17 protein-coding genes are annotated in these 19,006 nt (G+C 63.8%); 12 read left to right on the top strand and 5 right to left on the bottom strand.

The window, feature by feature from the left end:
• The first annotated feature begins 208 nt into the window (after nucleotides 1-208).
• Genes R3E49_RS11405 through R3E49_RS11395 form a run of 3 tightly spaced genes read left to right on the top strand, consistent with a single transcriptional unit; the run spans nucleotide 209 to nucleotide 3,378 of the window.
• Entirely contained in the window at nucleotides 209-1,432 is a 1,224-nt protein-coding gene (locus R3E49_RS11405) for an efflux RND transporter periplasmic adaptor subunit (RefSeq protein ID WP_371295160.1), read from the top strand.
• The gene (locus R3E49_RS11400; RefSeq protein WP_371295159.1) at nucleotides 1,425-2,663 is read left to right on the top strand and encodes an ABC transporter permease; all 1,239 of its coding nucleotides are present in this window, start codon (nucleotides 1,425-1,427) and stop codon (nucleotides 2,661-2,663) included. Before R3E49_RS11405 ends, R3E49_RS11400 begins: the two co-directional genes overlap by 8 nt.
• Nucleotides 2,656-3,378 carry an ABC transporter ATP-binding protein gene (locus R3E49_RS11395; RefSeq protein WP_371295158.1) on the top strand — a complete coding sequence of 241 codons (723 nt, stop codon included), beginning with the start codon at nucleotides 2,656-2,658 and terminating at the stop codon, nucleotides 3,376-3,378. Before R3E49_RS11400 ends, R3E49_RS11395 begins: the two co-directional genes overlap by 8 nt.
• Before the next feature lie 29 nt (nucleotides 3,379-3,407).
• On the opposite strand, the gene R3E49_RS11390 is transcribed toward R3E49_RS11395, so the two are convergent.
• Both R3E49_RS11390 and R3E49_RS11385 read right to left on the bottom strand, forming a co-directional pair.
• Complete coding sequence (locus R3E49_RS11390; protein ID WP_371295157.1) at nucleotides 3,408-3,791, bottom strand: acyl-CoA thioesterase; 384 nt, start codon at nucleotides 3,789-3,791, stop codon at nucleotides 3,408-3,410.
• Between the two features lie 84 nt (nucleotides 3,792-3,875).
• On the bottom strand, nucleotides 3,876-5,258 hold the full coding sequence (locus R3E49_RS11385; protein ID WP_371295156.1) for an FAD-binding oxidoreductase: 1,383 nt from the start codon (nucleotides 5,256-5,258) through the stop codon (nucleotides 3,876-3,878).
• A 190-nt stretch (nucleotides 5,259-5,448) separates the two neighbouring features.
• Here R3E49_RS11385 and R3E49_RS11380 point away from each other — a divergent pair, with 190 nt between their 5' ends.
• The 5 genes from R3E49_RS11380 to R3E49_RS11360 all read left to right on the top strand — a co-directional run bounded on the left by R3E49_RS11380 (nucleotide 5,449) and on the right by R3E49_RS11360 (nucleotide 9,936).
• Nucleotides 5,449-5,781, top strand: a complete 333-nt coding sequence (locus R3E49_RS11380; protein WP_371295155.1) for an iron uptake protein — start codon at nucleotides 5,449-5,451, stop codon at nucleotides 5,779-5,781.
• Between the two features lie 3 nt (nucleotides 5,782-5,784).
• A complete protein-coding gene (locus R3E49_RS11375) occupies nucleotides 5,785-7,467 on the top strand; it encodes a PepSY-associated TM helix domain-containing protein (protein WP_371295154.1) in 1,683 nt (560 codons plus the stop codon).
• Nucleotides 7,460-7,798 carry a DUF3325 family protein gene (locus R3E49_RS11370; protein ID WP_371295153.1) on the top strand — a complete coding sequence of 113 codons (339 nt, stop codon included), beginning with the start codon at nucleotides 7,460-7,462 and terminating at the stop codon, nucleotides 7,796-7,798. Before R3E49_RS11375 ends, R3E49_RS11370 begins: the two co-directional genes overlap by 8 nt.
• 99 nt (nucleotides 7,799-7,897) lie before the next feature.
• Entirely contained in the window at nucleotides 7,898-8,530 is a 633-nt protein-coding gene (locus R3E49_RS11365; protein WP_371295152.1) for a TetR/AcrR family transcriptional regulator, read from the top strand.
• Nucleotides 8,531-8,550: 20 nt separating this feature from the next.
• Nucleotides 8,551-9,936: a DsbA family protein gene (locus tag R3E49_RS11360; protein WP_371295151.1), complete on the top strand. Its 1,386-nt coding sequence runs from the start codon at nucleotides 8,551-8,553 to the stop codon at nucleotides 9,934-9,936.
• A gap of 5 nt (nucleotides 9,937-9,941) precedes the next feature.
• Here the strand turns inward: R3E49_RS11360 and R3E49_RS11355 are convergent, their stop codons facing one another.
• The gene (locus R3E49_RS11355; protein WP_371295150.1) at nucleotides 9,942-11,012 is read right to left on the bottom strand and encodes an MBL fold metallo-hydrolase; all 1,071 of its coding nucleotides are present in this window, start codon (nucleotides 11,010-11,012) and stop codon (nucleotides 9,942-9,944) included.
• Between the two features lie 131 nt (nucleotides 11,013-11,143).
• Here R3E49_RS11355 and R3E49_RS11350 point away from each other — a divergent pair, with 131 nt between their 5' ends.
• Both R3E49_RS11350 and R3E49_RS11345 read left to right on the top strand, forming a co-directional pair.
• Entirely contained in the window at nucleotides 11,144-11,530 is a 387-nt protein-coding gene (locus tag R3E49_RS11350; protein WP_371295149.1) for a hypothetical protein, read from the top strand.
• The gene (locus tag R3E49_RS11345; RefSeq protein WP_371295148.1) at nucleotides 11,531-13,339 is read left to right on the top strand and encodes an arylsulfatase; all 1,809 of its coding nucleotides are present in this window, start codon (nucleotides 11,531-11,533) and stop codon (nucleotides 13,337-13,339) included.
• Nucleotides 13,340-13,351: 12 nt separating this feature from the next.
• Here R3E49_RS11345 and R3E49_RS11340 read toward each other — a convergent pair whose 3' ends face one another.
• Both R3E49_RS11340 and R3E49_RS11335 read right to left on the bottom strand, forming a co-directional pair.
• Nucleotides 13,352-15,604 carry a TonB-dependent receptor gene (locus tag R3E49_RS11340; RefSeq protein WP_371295147.1) on the bottom strand — a complete coding sequence of 751 codons (2,253 nt, stop codon included), beginning with the start codon at nucleotides 15,602-15,604 and terminating at the stop codon, nucleotides 13,352-13,354.
• Between the two features lie 141 nt (nucleotides 15,605-15,745).
• Nucleotides 15,746-17,824 carry a hypothetical protein gene (locus R3E49_RS11335; protein WP_371295146.1) on the bottom strand — a complete coding sequence of 693 codons (2,079 nt, stop codon included), beginning with the start codon at nucleotides 17,822-17,824 and terminating at the stop codon, nucleotides 15,746-15,748.
• A gap of 165 nt (nucleotides 17,825-17,989) precedes the next feature.
• Here R3E49_RS11335 and R3E49_RS11330 point away from each other — a divergent pair, with 165 nt between their 5' ends.
• Both R3E49_RS11330 and R3E49_RS11325 read left to right on the top strand, forming a co-directional pair.
• The gene (locus R3E49_RS11330) at nucleotides 17,990-18,517 is read left to right on the top strand and encodes a hypothetical protein (protein ID WP_371295145.1); all 528 of its coding nucleotides are present in this window, start codon (nucleotides 17,990-17,992) and stop codon (nucleotides 18,515-18,517) included.
• On the top strand, nucleotides 18,514-18,999 hold the full coding sequence (locus R3E49_RS11325) for a hypothetical protein (RefSeq protein WP_371295144.1): 486 nt from the start codon (nucleotides 18,514-18,516) through the stop codon (nucleotides 18,997-18,999). Before R3E49_RS11330 ends, R3E49_RS11325 begins: the two co-directional genes overlap by 4 nt.
• Nucleotides 19,000-19,006 lie beyond the last annotated feature (7 nt).

Below are 19,006 nucleotides of genomic sequence, written 5' to 3'. Positions count from 1 at the left end.
GCGCAGTGTGCCGACAAGTATACCGCCGTCCCGCGCGTCCGCCTCAACTATCAATATGTCCTGCGGCTGCCCCTTGTATTGATGGCTCGCGGTCAGTGTAACAAACACCCCCGTATTGTCGTGTCTGACGCGGGTTCCGGTTGCTGCACCCCTGGAAAGGTGACTGTGATAGTCTTCCAGTAAACACCCTTCATGAGTGGGTTCGTATTTGATCCTGTCCAGAAATCTCATCGCGCTCCTGCTGTCGGCCTGCGCTTTCGCCTTCGTCTTCTGGTTGTGGTGGCGTGGCCCCGCGCTCCCCGCCTACGAGCTTGCCGTCATGCCCTTGCAGCAGACCGTGGTTGCCTCCGGTCGTGTGGCGGCGGTGTCGCGGGCGCAGGTGGGTGCGGAGATAACCGGCGTGGTGCTGGAACGCCGTGTGCGGGAGGGTGACCGCGTTGCCCCAGGTGACGTGATGCTGGTGCTGCGGCCGGATGAACTGGCGGCGCAGGTGCGGCAGGCGGAGGTGGCGTTGCAACAGCTGGAAACGGCGACCCGGCCGCAGGCCGAGCTGGCATTGACCCGCGCAGAAACAACGCTGTTGCAGGCGCGTCGTGAGGCAGAGCGACGCCGCGACCTGACCGCGCGTGGCCTGCTGTCACGGGAGGCGCTGGAACAGGCGGAGGAGGCGGAAACACTGGCACAGAATGCGGCTGCGACGGCGCGCGTGGCGGCAGCGGCTGTCGCGCCGGGCGGTACCGAGGAGGCCGTGCTGCGTGCCCGACTGGCGTCGCTGCAGGCCCAGTTGGCAAAGACCATCGTGCGGTCGGAGGTGGCCGGTACGGTGCTGACCCGCGATGTCGAGCCGGGTGACCTGGTGCAGCCCGGCAAGGTGCTGTTCACCGTGGCACGCGACGGCGAAACCGAAATTCGCGTGCCGCTGGATGAGAAAAATCTCGCGTTTCTCGCGCTGGGGCAGCCGGCGGTGGTGGTGGCTGATGCCTATCCCGAGCGGCCCTTTGACGCGCGCCTCAGCTTTCTGGCGCCCCGTGTGGACCCGGAGCGCGGTACCGTGGAGGCCCACCTGTCGGTGGCGCAGGCCCCGGACTTCCTGCGCGAGGACATGACGGTCTCGGTGAGCGTTCTGACGGGTCGTCGCGATAGCGCGCTCGCGTTGCCCAACGATGCCCTCGCTGGCGTTCAGGGAGGCCGCGCGCAGGTGCTTCGCGTCAGCGACGGTCGGCTGCAGCGTGTCACCGTTGAGCTGGGTCTACGCGGCATGGCGTTCTCGGAGGTGACGGCCGGGCTGACGGCGGGGGACCTGATACTGGCGGATCCCGGCGTTGCGTTGGCCGAGGGCACGCGAGTGCGTGTCGAGCGCTGGCCACTGCCCGTGGGCGAGAGCGCCGCCGCGGACAGCAGCCGCAACGAACTGCCGGTGCAGTTTGACTGAGGGCCCGGTCAAGACGTCGGTCGCGCGGCTGTGGACAGCCTGGGTGTTGGCGCTGCAGTTTCTGCGCGATGGTCGCGGGCAGACAGTCACCATCCTGGTGGGTGTGGCGGTAGGTGTCGCGGTGGTGGTGTTTGTCAGCGCCCTGATCCAGGGGTTGCAGTCGAATATCGTGCAGCGCACCCTCGGTACCCAGGCCCATATCCGCGTGCTGGCCCCGGATGAGGTGAACCGGCAGCCGGTGGTCGCAAAGGACACGCTGCAGCTGGTGTGGGAAGACAAGCGCGCCCAACGGCGCCGCTCCATCAACAACTGGCAGCAGGTGGTCGCAACGCTGGATACACTGCCCTCGGTGGGGGCGGTGTCGCCGGTGATCGCCGGGCCGGCCTTCGCGGGCCGCGGCGCCGCCCTGGAGTCCGTTGCGCTGACCGGCATCGACCTGCAACGTTACCAGCAGATTATCCCGCTGCCGGACTACATTATCGATGGCAGTGCCCGACTGGAGCCGGGTGAGGCGATGATCGGCAGTGAGCTGGCCATGACACTCGGTCTGCGGGTGGGCGACAAGTTGCGTCTGGACACGGGCCGCGACAATCCGGCGGTGGTGAACGTCGTGGCCGTCTTTGAGCTCGGCGTGCGGGAACTCGATGCGCGCAACGTCTACCTTGGCCTGAAACAGGCCCAGGCACTGCTCGGGCTCCCCGGCGGCGTGACCCAGCTCGACCTGGTGGTGGACGACATTTTTGCCGCCGACACAATTGCCCGGCGCATTGCCCGCCTGACCGGGCTGGAGGCCGAAAGCTGGATGGAAAAGAATGCCCAGCTGATGAATGCGCTGAGCGCGCAAAGCCTGTCCACCAATATGATTATCGTATTTGTTTCGCTGTCCGTGGCGTTTGGTATTGCCAGTGTGCTGTCGGTGAGTGTTGTACAGCGAACGCGGGAAATCGGCATTCTGCGTGCCATGGGCGCCGGTCGTCAGCAGGTCTTGCAGGTCTTTCTGATTCAGGGTGCGCTGTATGGCCTGCTCGGTGCCCTGATGGGCATTGCCGGTGCCTACGTACTCGTTTGGGTATTCAATACCTTTGGTCCCGGCCTGTTCTACATTCCCGTTGCCAACACCCTGGTCGTGTTTGCCCTTGTGCTGGCCACGGTGGTTGGCGTGCTCGCTGCGGCGGTGCCCTCACGGCGTGCCGCGATGCTGGACCCGGTAGTGGCCATTCGCTATGTCTGAAGCCGAGGCAGCGGTACTGCGTCTGGTGGGGCTGCGCAAATCCTACAATGTCGGCCTGCCCAATGAGACGGAGGTGTTGCACGGCCTCGACCTGGTCATCGAGCGCGATGATTTCGCCGCCTTGATCGGCCCCTCGGGGTCCGGCAAGAGCACGCTGCTGAACCTGATCGGCTTGCTGGACCAGCCCAGTGCCGGGGAGCTGTACCTGCTGGGTGAGCCCACCAGCACCATGGACGATGCCGGACGTACACGGTTACGCGGTGAGTCCATTGGCTTCGTGTTCCAGTTCCATCATCTGGTGCAGGCCTTTGGCGCACTGGATAACGTCCTGATGCCGCTGATGCTGCGTCACGGCCGTCCGGGCCCTGCGGCGATTGACCGTGCACGGGGCCTGCTCGCGGCCATGGGTCTGGAGAAGTATGCGCAGACGCGTCCCAACCAACTGTCCGGAGGCCAGCAGCAGCGGGTTGCCATTGCCCGCGCGCTGGTCACCCAGCCCTCGCTGCTCCTCGCAGATGAGCCGACGGGCAATCTTGATACGCGTACCGCAGCGGATGTGTTCGAGCTGATGCGGCGCTTTGGCCGCGAGGTGGGCTGTGCGGTGTTGCTGGTGACCCACGATCCGCGCCTGTCCGCGGCCTGCGACAGAACGATCGATCTCGTGGATGGGCGTATCGTCAGCGATACCCGGGTGGGACCGTCGGGCACCGGTTGAACAGCCGCTGTGCTGCTGGTGCTGGCGCGTTACCCGGTGGCTTCCTGTCCGGGCCACGTGTAGCCGTGCGGTAGTGGCGAACCCTGGGCGTCGAGATTGACGAACACTATGCGATCGATAGAGATAATGGTCTGCTTGGTGAGCTTGTTGCGGACCTCTGCCCGCAACGTCACCGAGGTGCGACCGCAGGCGGTCACTTCCACCCCCATCTCGACAATGTCGCCCTGGTGCGCGGAGCTGACGAAATTGATCTCGGACATGAACTTGGTCACCAGGTGCCGGTTTCCACCCAACTGGCTCATGGCATAAATCACCGCCTCCTCATCGATCCAGCTCAGCAGCTGCCCGCCAAACAGGCTGCCGTGGGGGTTGAGGTTTTCCGGTTTGATCCACTTGCGCGAATAGAACTTCATCGTCGTGTCTTTCTGTCAGGGTCAGTGTCCAGTCTTGCGCGATTCCGGTCTCCAGGGCAAGCCGGCAGTCTGCGCAGGGCAGCGCTACGGTACAGGATCGGGCGCCAGCACTTTGCCGGGATTGAGCAGGTTTTTCGGGTCCAGTGCCTGTTTCAGGGTGCGCATCAGGGCGATTTCGGCTGGCGAACGGCTGCAGGACAGAAACTCGCGCTTTTCCAGGCCGATCCCGTGTTCCGCTGAAACCGAGCCCTGCAGCGGCACCAGGTGTTCATACACAATGCGCTCTACGCGATGCCGGTCGTTGGCGGGCCCAACGCCCAGATGCAGGTTGCCGTCGCCCATGTGGCCGAAGCAGACCAGCCTCGCCTCCGGGCACTGCTCTGCCAGTGCGGCGTTGAGCTCGTTGATATAGTTGTCCATGTGCCGAATCGGCAGGCTGACATCAAAGACGGCGATCGGGCTGATGCTGTGCACAAGTCCCTCCACATCATCACGCATCGCCCAGAGCTGGTCCGCCTGCTGGCCGCTCTGCGCGATGACGGCGTCCACCACGTGGCCGTCCTCGAGCAGGGCAGCCATGACATCCGTGAATTGCGCCTCCAGGTGATCCGCATTGGCACCCTGCGCCTCGATCAGTACGTAGTAGGGGTGGTGTGTCGGCAGGAATGCCTGATGCCGCTGCGTCTCCTCCACCAGCAGGTGATAGTGGCTGTTCCACATGACCTCAAACGCGCTGAGCTTGCCCTCCAGTTCGGTGCCCAGCCGCCGCAGGAGTTGCAGCAGAGAGGGGAACTCGTCCACCGCGACAAAGGCGGTTTGTGTCGCCCGCGGGGCGGGGCGCAGGCGCAATACGGCCCGCGTAACAATGCCCAGCGTGCCCTCGGAGCCAATGAACAGATGCTTCACGTCGTAGCCCGCATTGTTCTTCAGCATCTCGTTCATGGAACTGATGACGGTGCCATCGGCCAGCACGGCCTCCAGCCCCAGTACCTGCTCCCTGGCCATACCGTAGCGAACCACGCTGTTGCCCCCGGCATTGGTGGCAATCATCCCGCCGATGCGCGCACTGCCGCGCGCGCCGAAGTCCACCGCGAACAGCCAGCCGGCTTCCGCTGCCGTCTCCTGCACGGTCTGCACAATAGCGCCGGCCTGTACCGTCATCACCCCGGCGCCGTCGTCGAGGTGCTCGATAGCCTGCATACGCTCCAGGGACAAGACGATGTCACTCGCCGAGCAGGTGATGCCGTCCACCAGGCCGCTGAGACCGCCCCAGGGCACCACGCTCTGGTTGTGCGCGTGGCAGATGCGCATGACCTCCGACACCTCAGCCGTGCTGGCAGGGCGCACGATGGCCTGCGCCTCGCAGCTGCCCTGGCCCCAGCTGTGATTTGGCCTGGCACGGACATCGGCGCCCAGCAATATTCCTTTGGGCCCGACCACCGCGACTATCTCATCGATGATGCTCATGCCACCGCTCCTCCGTATCGTCATGCCGGCAGACAGGGAAGCATGATTACATATCCGTATTGCGTCTGGCTTGCCACGGATCAAGAAAGCAGGCCGCGCGCCTGCACTCACCGAGCGTGTGCGCCGCACTTGACATCGGTTTTCAAATAAGAATAATTATCATTAAGTCGTTAAGCGATCAGGAGCCATGATGTCGGAAAGCCCGTTGCACTATCGGTCGGCCGCTGAGCCGCTTCGGCGTAGCGCGCTGGCAGCGCGGGTCTTCGTCAGCCTGTTCGGCAGCTACACGTTTGTCTGGGGCGCCAGCAGCCTGCTGATTGTGGCGCAGGTGGCGGGCGGCATAGCCTGGGACGAAGCCTGGATGGTGGCGATGCTGGTGGCCTTCCCCGGCTTTCTCGCGCTATTCCTCTGGGCGTACATTGCGCGCAGCCTGCTGCGGGTTTGCTTATGCCTGTTCGGCGTGGGCGCAGCGTCCACGGCACTCGCGGCCCACTGGCAGCTCAGGCTTCTGGCCGGGGGTTGAGGCATGTTTGAGACGGTTCGCCAGGCTATGGCCTGGGTCCATACGGGCTTCGGTCTGGTGCTGGGCTACGTGCTGATGGTGGTGTTTTTCTTTGGCACCCTGTCGGTGTTCGATCGCGAGATCGACCGCTGGGCGGTCCCGGAAACCCGCTTTGCGGTGCAGCCCATGCCGTCCTTTGATCGGGTGTTGGCACCGGTGTATCAGCGCCTGCGCCCGGATCCTGCTGACCTTGAGCGCATCGCGCGCCGGGTGACGGGTGAACTGCCGGATGTGGCCAGCCTGCCGCTGGTGTCGCTGTTTGCCTACACCACGCACCGCGACCCGGTGCTGCTGGTGGGCGCGGAGTTCGGTGTACCCAATGCGCCGCTGGACCCGGCAGACGATCACCTGCATGCGCATGGGCGAGCCCAGGTCGATCCGCGCAGCGGGGCGTTTCTGCCCGAGAATCGGCTGCAGATCGGCACCGATTTCTTCTACCCCATGCACTACAGTCTGAACGCCTCGCCGGCGATCATCGGCTACTGGGTGGTTGGGCTGGCGGCCATGTCCATGCTGGCAGCGCTGGTTACCGGACTGGTGATTCACCGCCGCCTGCTGCGCGAGTTGTTTACCTTCCGGCCCCACAAACGCAGCCAGCGCAGCACGCTGGACCTGCACAACCTGACGGGTGTGGTCGCGCTGCCTTTTCATTTTTTCTTTGCCCTGACCGGTCTGCTGATCTTTGCCGCCATCTACCTGCCCGTGCACGACTCGCTGCTGCGGCCCCTGGACAGGCAACACGAGGTTCTGGAGGCGGCGCAAACGGGCCTGCCCCATGAGCCCGCAGGCGTGCCCGCGCCGCTCGCTTCGGTAGACGCCATGGTGGCGCAGGCGAAGGCGCGCTGGGCGCAGCGGGGCATACCGGGGGAGGTGGGTTTCCTGACCATCGAGCACATGGGTGATCTCAATGGCTATGTCAGTATTTTCCGGGCCGGCAGTGACCGCGTGGCGCTGGTCGGCGAGGGGATACACTTCAGCGCACGCACCGGTGAGATCCTGCATGAAGATCCCGCGCCGTCTGCTGTGCATGCGGTCAGCGAGTTTCTCACTGGCCTGCATCTTCAGCACTTCCGTCACTGGCTGCTGCGCTGGCTCTATGTCCTTGGCGGTCTGGTTGGCTGTGTGTGTATTGCGACGGGGTTTATCTTTTTTACGGAAAAGCGCAAGCGCCAATGGGCCCATCACGCACCCCGGTCACTGCGTTGCGTGGACGCCCTCGCGGTGACAGCGGTCACGGGGATGGTGCTGGCGGTGCTGGGCATGCTGGTTGCCAATCGGGTACTCCCGATTGACCTTCCGGCGCGTGCCGGATGGGAGGAGCGGGCGTTCTGGTGCACCTGGCTGTGCGCTCTGCTGCACGCCTGGGTGCGCAGCACCGCGCTGCTCGGGGGCGCCGTGTCACCGGCCTGGCGTGAGCAATGTATCGGCATTGCCGCGCTCGCGGTGCTGGCGGTGACGCTCAACTGGGTGACCACGGGGGATCACCTGTGGCACACGGTCACAACGGGCTACTGGCCGGTCGCCGGCGTGGATGCCAGTCTGTTGGCAACGGCAGTCATCGCGTTCACGGCGGCAGTGAGGTTGTACGGGCGGGGTGCAGAGGCCGCCAGCACCGCTGTAGAACCTGTGGAGGCGTCACGTGGCTGATGTGGCCTGGTTGTGGCTCGCTGCCGTGGGCTGCTTCAGTGGCGCGGTGTGGCTGGCGCTGGCCAAGCCGGTACACTGGGTTCAGGTGATGTCCGCCACCGCTGCGCGCAGGCACCCCGCTCTCGTATTGCGCTGTCTCGGGTGGCTGGCGCTGGCGACTGCACTGGCCGCCTGTCTGCGTGCGGATGCGCCGACCATGGCGGTGCTGGTCTGGGTTATGCTGCTGGTGCCGGCGGCGCTGGCGGTGGCAATGGCTCTTGCCTGGCGCCCCGCTATCTTGCGCTGTTGGGGGGCCGCCGTTTGCCTGCGCCCCGGCAGCTCTGGGCGATAAGCACTGTGGTCCGGATTCTCGTTCGGTGATCATGCTGCTTCAGCGTTTCCGCACCAAATAGGCAATGGCCACAAATCGTGGCAAAATATTGCATATTAAATGTCATTATATCCCGAGGCGGCAATCCAGCTATGGACGATCATGGGTGAAGCGGTACGGACAACCGTCGTTGACGGGCGTCGTCTGCGCAGTGAACGCAGTCGCAGCGCCATTATCGAGGCCGCGGTCGCGCTGATGGAGGAGGGCGTACTGGTGCCCACGGCGCAGCAGGTGGCCCAGCGAGCGGGTGTCGGCATTCGCTCATTTTTCCGTCACTTTGAGGACATGGGTGCGCTCGCTGAAGCAGTCAATGAGCAACTCGGTGAAACCTGGAAAAATCTCTTCACGGGCGGCGACCGTGCGGGCACGCTGGATGAACGCCTGGTGCACGCGGTGGAGTGCTATGCGGATGCCTATGAGCAGATCTGCAATGTGATGTTGTCCACCGCTGCCCAGCGCTGGCGCTATGAGTTCCTGCGCAGGAACTATGCGCGCGCCCTGCGTGGATTGCGACACAACCTCAATGATTGGCTCCCTGAACTGCACGCGCTGCCAGCCGATGAGCGGGAGGCGGTCGACGCGATCGCCTCGTTTGAAATGTGGCATCGCCTGCGTGAGCATCAGGGGCTCAGCAGGGAAAACAGCATTGCCATTGTCACGAAACTTCTTCGGGGTCTGATCCCCGACCGGTAGATCGCCACAGAGGGTAGCCCATGGCCGAGCAATTCAGGGAACAGGGTGGCGCTGCCACGATGGATCCGAGTCCCGTGGCGCGGTGGATTACCTCCACGTTGATGACCCATCTGTTCAGCCCCGGCACTGTCGACAGGCGCCGTGCCAAAGCAGAAAAACGACGCATCAGGCGAGGGGCACCCCACCGGGTCGAGTATTTCCATCAGGTCGATGACGGATACAGCCACCTTATGGCCCAGGTGCTGCCGCGACTGGTTGCGCGTTATGCCATCGAACTGCACTGTCACCTGGTAGAGGGGCCGCAGGGCCGTAACGTGGCTGAGCCCGAGTTGCTGCTGCAGCTGTCGCGCAACGATGCCTGTCACGTTGCGCCGGAGTATGGGCTGGCGTTTCCTTGCCACCCGGAGCCACCGGCTTCCGCGTTGGTAGAACAGGCGTCATCGATTCTTGCGGCCCAGCCATCGGCGGATTTCACCACGCTCGCCGCGGCTGTGGGGAGTGCGCTGTGGGCGCGCGATGCGGAGGCCCTGGCGTCACTCGCCAGGCACCACGGACAGGCGCCGGTCCAGCAGGTGCGTGCTGCGCTCGATGCCGGGAACCAGCGGCGTGCGGAATTGAAGCACTATTCCGGCGCCATGCTGTATTACGGGGGCGAATGGTACTGGGGTGTGGATCGCCTGTATCACCTGGAAAAGCGCCTCGCGGCCCTCGGTGCGGATCGGCAGCCAGGTGAGCCAATGCTCGTGCCGCGACCGGAGGTCGACGTGGGCGAGCTGCGCGACAGCGGTACACTCACGCTGGAAATGTACGCATCCCTGCGCAGCCCCTACACCGCGATCGTGTTTGACCGGGCCGTGCAGCTGGCCCGCGATACCGGCGTCACACTGCAGGTGCGACCGGTCCTGCCCATGGTCATGCGCGGCGTGCCCGCCACACGAGAGAAAGGCTTTTATATTTTCATGGATGCCGCCCGCGAAGCCCGGGCGGCCGGGGTGGCCTACGGCAACTTCTATGATCCGATAGGAGAACCTGCCAGGCGCTGCTATTCGCTGTATCCCTGGGCTGCAGAGCAGGGCAAGGGCAATGCGTTGCTGTCGAGCTTCCTGCGTCACGCCTTTGCGCTTGGCACCAACACCTGCCATGACCGCGGTCTGCGCAAGGTGGTGGAAGGGGCGGATCTCGACTGGCGGGCCGCAAGTGCGCACCTGGGGCAGCCGGGATGGGAGGCCCTGCTGGAGGAAAACCGCCTGGCCATGTACGCGGCTGGGCTGTGGGGTGTGCCGAGCTTCAGGTTGCTTGACGCGCAGGGCGCTTCATTGCTCGCGCTATGGGGGCAGGACAGGTTGTGGTTGTTTGCACGCGAGATACAGCGGCAGTTGCAACGCGGCGCGCCGGACGCGGCTTGATGCCGTCAGAGTCCGCTGCGGGTCTGCACGATGACGTCTGTGCCCGCCGGCAGCGAGAACGACACACCATCTTTGCCGACCGTGTAACGGGGGAAAATGTCCTCGGCGCCGTTGAGGAACAGCGCCTCCTGCCCGGGGACGACCAGCGGCGGCACGATGTGGTAGTAGAGCAGGTGCCCGACACCCGCGCTGCGCGCCGTTTCAGCCGCCTCTACCGGGCTGGCGTGGTAGTCGAGGATGTCGTGGGTGATCTTCGCCAGTATGCTGTTGCCGTTCTGCAGGGCGGCTTCGTGCATCAGGTTAACCAGGTTGGGCGCCAGCGCCTCGTGCACCAGCAGGTCTACCCCCTGGGCAAACTGCGCGATATTGGCCAGTTTCACCGTGTCACCCGTGATCAACAGTGAACGCCCCTTGTAGCTGAAACGATAGCCCACCGCGGGCTCCACGGGCGAGTGGTCAACCGCCAGCGCCTCAACGGTCAACCCACCGGCCTCAAGCACCGTGGTGAGTTCACCCAGGGCAGGCATGGCGAACGGTATGGCGCTCAGGCCCGCCGCGCGCAGCGGAGCGACGCTGTCGCCGTGGTGTTCGTGGCGGTAGTTGAAGTCCTGTGCGTAGGCGAGGTTGAATCCATCCACAACCCCTGTCACACCGGGAGGGCCGTACACCGGCAGCGGGCTGTGGTTATCCCCGCTGGCCCAGCGGAGGGTGCCCATCTCGCCCAGCCCATCGATGTGATCGGAGTGGAAGTGGGTCAGGAATACGCCCTGCAGGGCGCCGACCGGGTAGCCCATGCGGTTCAGGTTGCGCACACCGTCCGTGCCTGCGTCAACCACGTACAGCGCTGAGCCGGCCACCACGGCGACGCAGGGCCCCGAGGCATCGGGGGCAGGCAGTGGGCCACCGGCGCCGCAGAGGGCAAGGTGCAGGCCATCCTCGAGTTCTGCCAGCGCATTGGCACCCAGGCGTGATGCAAGGCCCTGTTCCAGCACCCGGGCGACAATGTTGGCGCGCTGGCTGTAGGCGATGGCGGCCAGGACAAGTGCGACACCGATAACGACGGCAGACCTTTTCATGGCATTCTCCGGTTTCCGCGCAGGCGGTGTGGACTGGTCACAGATCAGGCTACATAATGACATAAGTCATGTCAAAAAATACGCGGCCAGCGGGCCATGTTGCTGCGGGCCGCAGCCAAGGAGGCTTGTCCATGCCCATCACACAAAACGCCCTGCGCGTGCTGGTACTGGTACCAGCGCTGCTGTTCATCGTTACCGGCGTGCGCTGGCTGATTGCGCCCGCCGGCGTCGCGCCCATGCTTGGTTTGACCCTCGAGGAGGGTATCGGCCTCAGTTCCCAGATCGGGGACCTGGCGGGGTTTTTCCTGACCCTGGGCGCCTGCATGCTGATCGCGCTGATCAGTGGACGTCGCCTCTGGTACTACCCGGCAATCATGCTGCTCGCCTTTGCCGCAGTGGGCCGCGTACTGGCATGGCTGCTGCACGACGCCGCGCTGGCCCTGCAGCTGATCGCCCCCGAGGTCATCATCGCGCTGCTGCTACTGGTCGCCGCACGCTATCTGCCCGAGGCTGACTGAGTGGCAGACCGCCGCAGGCGCTGGTGCGCAACGCTGGCGGGACTGGCGCTCGCCGCAGGCCTGCCCAACGTGCTTGCGGCAGAGGCGGTGTCGCCCGATGCAGGCGACCCGCGGCCGAATATTGTGTTCATTCTTGCCGACGACCTCGGCTTCACCGATATCGCGCCTTTTGGCAGCGAGGTGCAGACGCCAACGCTGAGCGCGTTTGCTGAAACGGGGGTGCGCTTCACCAACTACCACACTGCCGCCAACTGTGCCCCTGCGCGGGCCATGCTGCTGACCGGCGTCAACAACCATCTGGCTGGCGTGCCCAATATCCCGGAGATGCTGGCACCGGAGCAGCGCCGGCACGCGCACTACCAGGGCGTGCTGGGCGACAACGTGGTAACCGTGGCCACCCTGTTGGAAGGCGCGGGTTATCACACGTACATGGCGGGCAAGTGGCACCTGGGGGCCAGCGCAGACAAGCGCCCCAGCCGCAGGGGGTTCTCCCGCACCGTCGCACTGATGGATTCCGGTGCCGACAATTGGGAGCAGCGCCCCTACCTGCCGCTGTATGACCGGGCCAACTGGTTCGCTGATGGTGAACCCACCACGCTGCCGGAGGACTTTTATTCATCGCGCTTCCTGATCGATAAAACCATTGAGTTTATCGACAGCAACCTGCAGGACGGCAAGCCGTTCTTTGCCTATATCCCCTTCATGGCGGTACACATGCCGGTGCAGGCGCCGCGGGCGTTCACTGACCGCTACAGCGGCGTTTATGACGGAGGTTGGGATGAGCTGCGCCGGGCGCGCCTGCAGCGGGCCATCGCTCTGGGGATTGTGCCGCCGCAGACCGCGCTGCAGTGGATGGAATCCCGCGGTGACTGGGACGCGCTCACGGCAGACCGCAGACGTTACGAAGCGAAGCGCATGGCGGTGTATGCCGGCATGATTGAAGCCATGGACTTTCATATTGGTCGCCTTGTGGATTACCTCAGGGCCCATGGTGAATACGCCAACACGGTGTTCATTTTTACCTCCGACAACGGCAGTGAGGGCAGTGGCCCGGCGGATCAGGAGGCCCTGTCATCACGTTTCGGTGCTGCCATGATGGGGTACCATGTGGATTACGAACGCCTAGGCCTGCAGGGCAGCTACAACACCATCAGCCCCGGCTTCGCCAGTGCCGCCGCCAGCCCCCTGGCGTTCTACAAGTTCTATACCGGGGAAGGCGGCATGCGAGTACCGCTAATCATCGCCGGCGATCTGCTGCCGCGACACAACACACTGACGCCGGCCTTCGCCTGGGCGACGGACATCACGCCGACCATTCTCTCCCTGACCGGCACGCCGTTGCCGGGCGCACGCTACGCCGGCAAGCCCGTGCAGCCGATCACGGGGCGGGATCTGACGCCGCTGCTGACCGGCGAGAGGGAACGCGTTTATGCAGAGCATGACGCGGTGGGGTACGAACTCACGGGCCATGCGGCCCTGTTCCAGGGCGACTACAAACTGGTGCTGAACCGGCCGCCCCTGGGTGATGGGCAGTGGCGGCTCTACAACATCGTCAGCGATCCCGGGGAAGTCGTCGACCTTGCCGCGCAGCAGCCCGATCGCTTCCGGGCGATGCAGTTACGCTATCAGCGTTTTCAAGCCGAAAACGGCGTGCTGCCGCTGCCGCCCGGCTACTCCCAGATGGGCCAGTTGCTGACCAACACAGTCAAGGCGCGCTACGCGGATGCGCTGGGGGTGCTGCTGGTGTCCCTGCTGGTACTGCTGCCGTTCTACGTTGCCTACCGCATGAGGCGCTCGGCGCCGCGTTAGCCGCGGGCACCGTTAGAGATCGTAGCGCAGGGTCAGGCCCCAGGTTCGGGGCGGTGTCAGGAAGTAGGCATCCATATCCGTTACCGGGTAGGGCGTGAGGGTTTGCACGGCATAGGCTTCATCGCCCAGGTTCTTGCCCCACAGGCTGATATTCCACTGGTCGTTGCGCCAGCCCAGCGCCATGTTGAGGTTCTCGCGGTTCTGCTCGTCCTTGGCTTCCAGCTGTGCCGCGCTGGCGGAGTTGGTCCAGTGGTCTCCCATGACGTTGTAGTCGCTGCGCAGGTACAGGTTGCCATGGGCAAGCGGGAACACCAGCGTTGCCGCCAGACTGCCGCTGAGCTCCGCGACAAAGGGCAGGTTCAGTCCCTCGTCAGGTCCGGCCGTGAATTCGTAGGTATCGAGGTACTGCAGCCCGAGGCTGAGGGTAAGATTGGGCAGCGGCAGTGCGTCCACCTGCAGGTCAATGCCCGACACCTCTGCCTCGCCCTGATTGCGGGTCACCTGCCCGAGACCTGAAGCCGCCTGTTGAGAGCTCTGCAGGTTGGTGATCGCTGTGAAAAAGAGCGTTGAATTGATGCGCAGGCGCGCATCCAGCAGAGTGCTTTTAACGCCCAGTTCATAGCTGGTGGTGTCTTCGTCATCGAACTCCCGTTCATCCGTTGCGCCTGCCACGCCGTTGAAGCCTCCGGACTTGGTGCCGGTGGAGACGCTGGCGAACAACAGCGTGTCCAGGTTGAGGTCGTAGCTGACGCTGGCCAGCCAGTCGACATTCTCGGACTCGCGGCTGAAACGTTCATCGATTTCCGGGCGTGCGGCAGCCAGCAGCGAGAAGGGCGGGAAAATGCCCTGCTGTGCTAGCAACGCAAGCAGCGGCGCCGGTAGCGTGGCAGGGTCCCGGGCAGTCAGTGCAGTCGATTCCACCGCCACAAACAGGTCGGCCTCTTTCCTTTCCCGGCTCCAGCGCAGTCCGCCGGTGAGATGCCAGTCACTACCCACGTGCCAGGTGGCGCGACTGAACAGGGCAACCGTATCGGTGTCGAACACGTTGTCCTGGATTGCGCTGTCGCCCGGTGCCGCGATAAACCCGAGTTGCGGGCCGAAAATCTGTGTGCCAACACCGACATCGTCACCCACCAGCGCGCTGAGTTCGCCCTCGAACTCGCGGGTGGTTTGCTGGAAATAGTAGAGGCCTGCCATGTAGTCAATGCGGTCGCTGCTGTTGCTGAAACGCAATTCCTGGGAAACGCTGTCGCCGGATTGCGGCTGATTGAGGAAGGTGGTGTCCAGCACCGAACGGCTGGTCTCCTGTGACGAATCGACGTCGTAGTCGTCCCAGGCGGTAATCGATTGCAGCGTTCCCCAGCCAGTGTCGTAGTCAATGTGTAGGGAGACGGCGCTGGATTCCTGCTTGAACGGGGTCAGTGTGTCCTGCGCGGTTCTCTGGTCGAAGGGGTCAGTGCCCAGCGGGGGCAGTCCGCGGTCGATAATCGCCTGCTCGGCCCGCGGGTCGTGCACTGAATCCGGTGCGCAGCAGTTCATATCGCGTCGCACATGGCTGACTTTGGCCAGCATGGAAAACTGATCATCGGGTTCCCACAGCAACTTGCCAACGAGGTTCCATTCATCGGCATCGTTGAGGTCCTTTCCGGCCAGGTTCTGCAGGTAGCCATCCCGTTGATGCACGTTGCCCGCGACGCGATAGGCGAGGGTGTTACTCAGCGGCCCCGAGAGTGCGCCGGTGAGGCGCCCCATCGCATAGTTGCCGGCGGTGGCCTCCAGGTGCCCCTCGGTCGCCTCAAAGCTGGGGCGTTTCGTGGTGATGCTGATGGCCCCGGCGTTGGTGTTTTTGCCGTACAACGTACCCTGTGGGCCTTGCAGCACTTCAATGCGCGCTACATCGACCAGGTCCGACACGGCAAGGCCCGAGCGGTTCAGGTAAACCCCGTCGACGAAGGTGCCAACGGAGGGCTCAAGAAACGAGGACCCGGGGGTGCCGATGCCGCGTATGGAAATGCGGCTGCTGAAGGGGCTGATATTGGCATTGATATTCAGCGCAGGCGTCAGGATGGCGATATCCGAAGCATCGCGAATATTGGCCTGCTGAATGGCGTCCTCAGTGAAGACATTGACGGTGACGGCGATGTCCTGCAGGCTTTCGACCTGCTTGGTCGCCGTCACAATGACCTCCTCCAATACGCCAGCCTGGGCAAGCGCACCGCAGCTGCACAGGGAGAGCGCGGCGACCAGTGGCCGTATTGTCTGCATGGTGGCAGTCCTCGCATTATTATGTAATTACGGCATACACTGTGCCACATTATAATGGCAGAGGATATGCCGTAATCGGCGGGTGGACAAGCGGGGGTGGCGGGACCGGCGGCGCAGCGCTGCACCGACGGGTTATAGCGCCTACGGCGTTACTGTGTGCCGCCAAAGCAGCTCGTAGGGGACAGGCAGCCCCATATTCGACCCAGCCTCGATCAGTTCCGACCAGGTCTTCGAGCCGCGCATGACGGTAGCACTGGACCCTCCTGTACCCAGTGCCGGCAGGTGCACACCGGCATAGACCCGTGTTGCGAGGTAGTCGTCACTGTTGACGCCGCTGGCACCCGCCGTGGCGCTGAAGATGTTGTTCACCCGCACGCTGCGCATGGCGTTGAGCATCTGCTGCACCCGCTGCAGGTAGGCTTCCTGGGTTGTCTTGCTGCCGTCGCGGGTATCAATGGCTGCGGCGCCATTGACGTGGCTGCGAATGACCGTGTCCATTGCCTGCCCGAGACGCTCACCGAAGGCGCGTCGACTGTTGTGAGAACTGCTGTCGGCCTCTGCCAGCGTGACCACGAGGCCGTAAAACTCATAGGGCTGCACAGTGTTGAACGTGTAGGGAAAGCGTTGTCGGAACTGGTCGCTGTCCGGCGCGTAGGGAACACCTCCTGTCGACAGAAAGCCGGTGTTGCCCAGTGTCACCATCGGCGCAGAAAGGACGACCACGCCGGTACCGTAGCCCTGGGGTGCGAGGCTGCCGCGAAAACTCCAGACCACAAGATACGGCTCATCGCCGTCGGTCTCCGTCACCGACCAGCCCTCGATGCTATCCAGGGACATCGCAACGTTTTGCAGTGGCGTCGGAGCCGGCGTATCGCTGGATGCACTGCCTTCCTCGGTTGCCTCGCTGGCTTCGGTGTAGCCCGGCACGCTACCCCAGTTCCAGGGGACAGGGGGCGGCGCCGGCTCCGCCTCCGCTTCATCGGCCTGTATCGCCGGTAGTACCGTGGTCAGCGGGGCGTCTGCCTGTAGCAGGGCGTAGGCACCCACATACAGAACCCCCGGCGCGACCGGTGCCTCCCCGGCGTCGCTCAGCCGCGGACCGCCATCAAGGCCTACCAGGAAACGATGGGATAGATTGCCGTCGGCACCCGTAACCTGGAGCCTCAGTGTCTTGGGCGCGGCGTCTTCGGTCAGTCGAAATGCGACGATGAAGCGATCACTTTTTGCCGGCTCGATAGGCGTGCCGTATTTTTCCGCGCGCTCTGCGTGCAGCACGAGACGTGGCTCGTGCCATTCGCCCCTGGTGTCGACAATGCGGGTTTCCCGGAAGCTGCCGCGGGAAAATTTCTGTGCGCGCTCTGCCCGGTTGCGTACGGTCATGCTCACCAGTACCCAGCGCTCACTACCCTGGGCCGCTTTGCGCCCGACACGCGCCGGGTCATCGGTGACCTCGGAGCGGTCGATACGGATATCGAACGAGGGTCCGGGAAGAAACTGCCCTGGGCCCACTTCGATGTCTTCACGGACCACCTCGGGGTGTCCTTCCTGAAAGGCCGGCGGTAGTGGCTCAATCTGGCCGGAGAGTGGAAAGCTGAGCTCACTGTTGCCTTGCCTCACCAGCAACTGGCTCATGCGCAGACGTTTCGGCACAAGCACCGCGGTATACAGCAGTAGAGGCGAGTTCGTCCGCAACAGGGTTTCCTTGAGCTGGTGATCAGCCGCCGCTGCAGCGGCGGTGAAACGTGCGGTGCGAATCTCCATGGGTGCAGTGCGTTCATGCACCAATCCCTGCTCGTCGATCACCAGGAATTCCAGCGTGCTGTCGCGGAATCGTATCTCCTCGGCGCCGGTATTCTCAACCGTGAAGAAAATCACCAGCATTTTTTCATCTGCGTTGGCGCCACCGCTCTTGGTCGCGACATGATCCGTCCAGCCCAGGGCGTATTGCGCCCGTGTCAGGGTGAATTGCAGTCGCTTGGTTCCATCGAGCGCGTAGGGTGTGTTGAACTGCAAGGGCGTACTGGCCGCTGCCTCACCGGGCGCGGGGGCAGGGGGCGCCTGGGGCGCCTCGGGTTGGGCCACAAGGTCAGGTGCCAGTAACAGGCACCACATGCCGACGAGGAAAAGCAGCGCACAGAGTCCACTCTGCCACTCGCCCGCAACGCGGCGCGGCCTGCGGATAGGGTCCGGATACGTGCCCGGGGCACAGAGTTTCGACATGGTGTTCCGCCTTCACGTAAGGTTTCTGCAGGTATAACGGATTGCGTGCAAATATTCCGCCAGCGGGGTTTTTGCTGGCGGAAGTGGGCCGTGTATTGCGTTAGGCGAAGTAAGCTGCAAAGAAAGCTCCGACGATCATGCTGCGTCAGCCGAGGGATACCCATCGTGAGAGTGATTAAACAGTCCACTGCCGAACTCGAGATGACCCATATGCCGATCGACTGGCTGGTAGGCCTTGGAGGCGTCGCGGCGATTCTGGGCATTACGTTTCTGCGCGCCCTGTCTGAAGGCGCCTTGAACGGAATCATCATGAGCAGCCTGTTGCTGGCTGCTCTGGGATGGATCCTGATGACGCAGATTCTGCGCCAGGTCGTATTCCATGCCGATCGGCATGCGGGCACGCTCCGCATTCGCTCCCGAGCGGTGTTCGGGGATCAGGTGGCCGAATATCCGTTGCCGGCGTTGAAGCAGCTGGAGGTGGAAACGCAGCACAATCGACGGCACAGTCTGCCGGAGTATCGGCTGCTCCTGGTGCTTGCGCAGGGTGACACGCTGTCCCGAGTGCCGCTGGATCTGTTCCGCCCGGACCCGCTGGATCTGCTGTACGCCGTGAGCACCCTGAACAGCTGGCTCGATCAGTCTGAATCTGTGCCGGAGCAACCCGGCTCGGGTGTGGAGGGCGCGTTGACATGAAAGTCCTGAAGAACACCCCTGAAACGCTGGAGCTGGTGCTGGAACTCCCACGCCTGTTTCTCTGGTTTATGCTGGGCCCGGTTGTCGGTATCGGCGGCCTCATCGCATTCGCCGAGTTGTTGGGTGGCGAGTTCCTGCAGGGAATTGCCTGGGGGCTGACCCTCGCGCTGCTCGCCTATATGGGCCACTTCTTTCTCACCCGCAGCACCCGGCTGCGACTTGAGGCAGGGCCGGGGCGGGTATTGATCCGCCGCGTCTCCAGTCTCGAAGTCAAAACCTTCGAGTTCCCGCTGCAGAGCCTTGACAGTGCAGAAGTGACTGATCGCTACCTGCGGTTGGTGTTCTCCATCACGAGCCCGGCCACGCGTGTGCCGCTGGTGGGGTGGGCAGTATCCGGGGGCGATGCAGGTTATCTGGCGGACACCATCAACGCGTGGCTGAAAATCTGGCGCGATGGCGAGATGAACAACAAGACGGCATGACCGGAGA

The organism is Haliea sp. (genome assembly GCF_041395985.1).
Lineage (GTDB): Bacteria > Pseudomonadota > Gammaproteobacteria > Pseudomonadales > Halieaceae > Haliea.
Note: the sequence above shows the minus strand (reverse complement) of the source record. Positions and strands in the feature narration are given on the sequence as shown.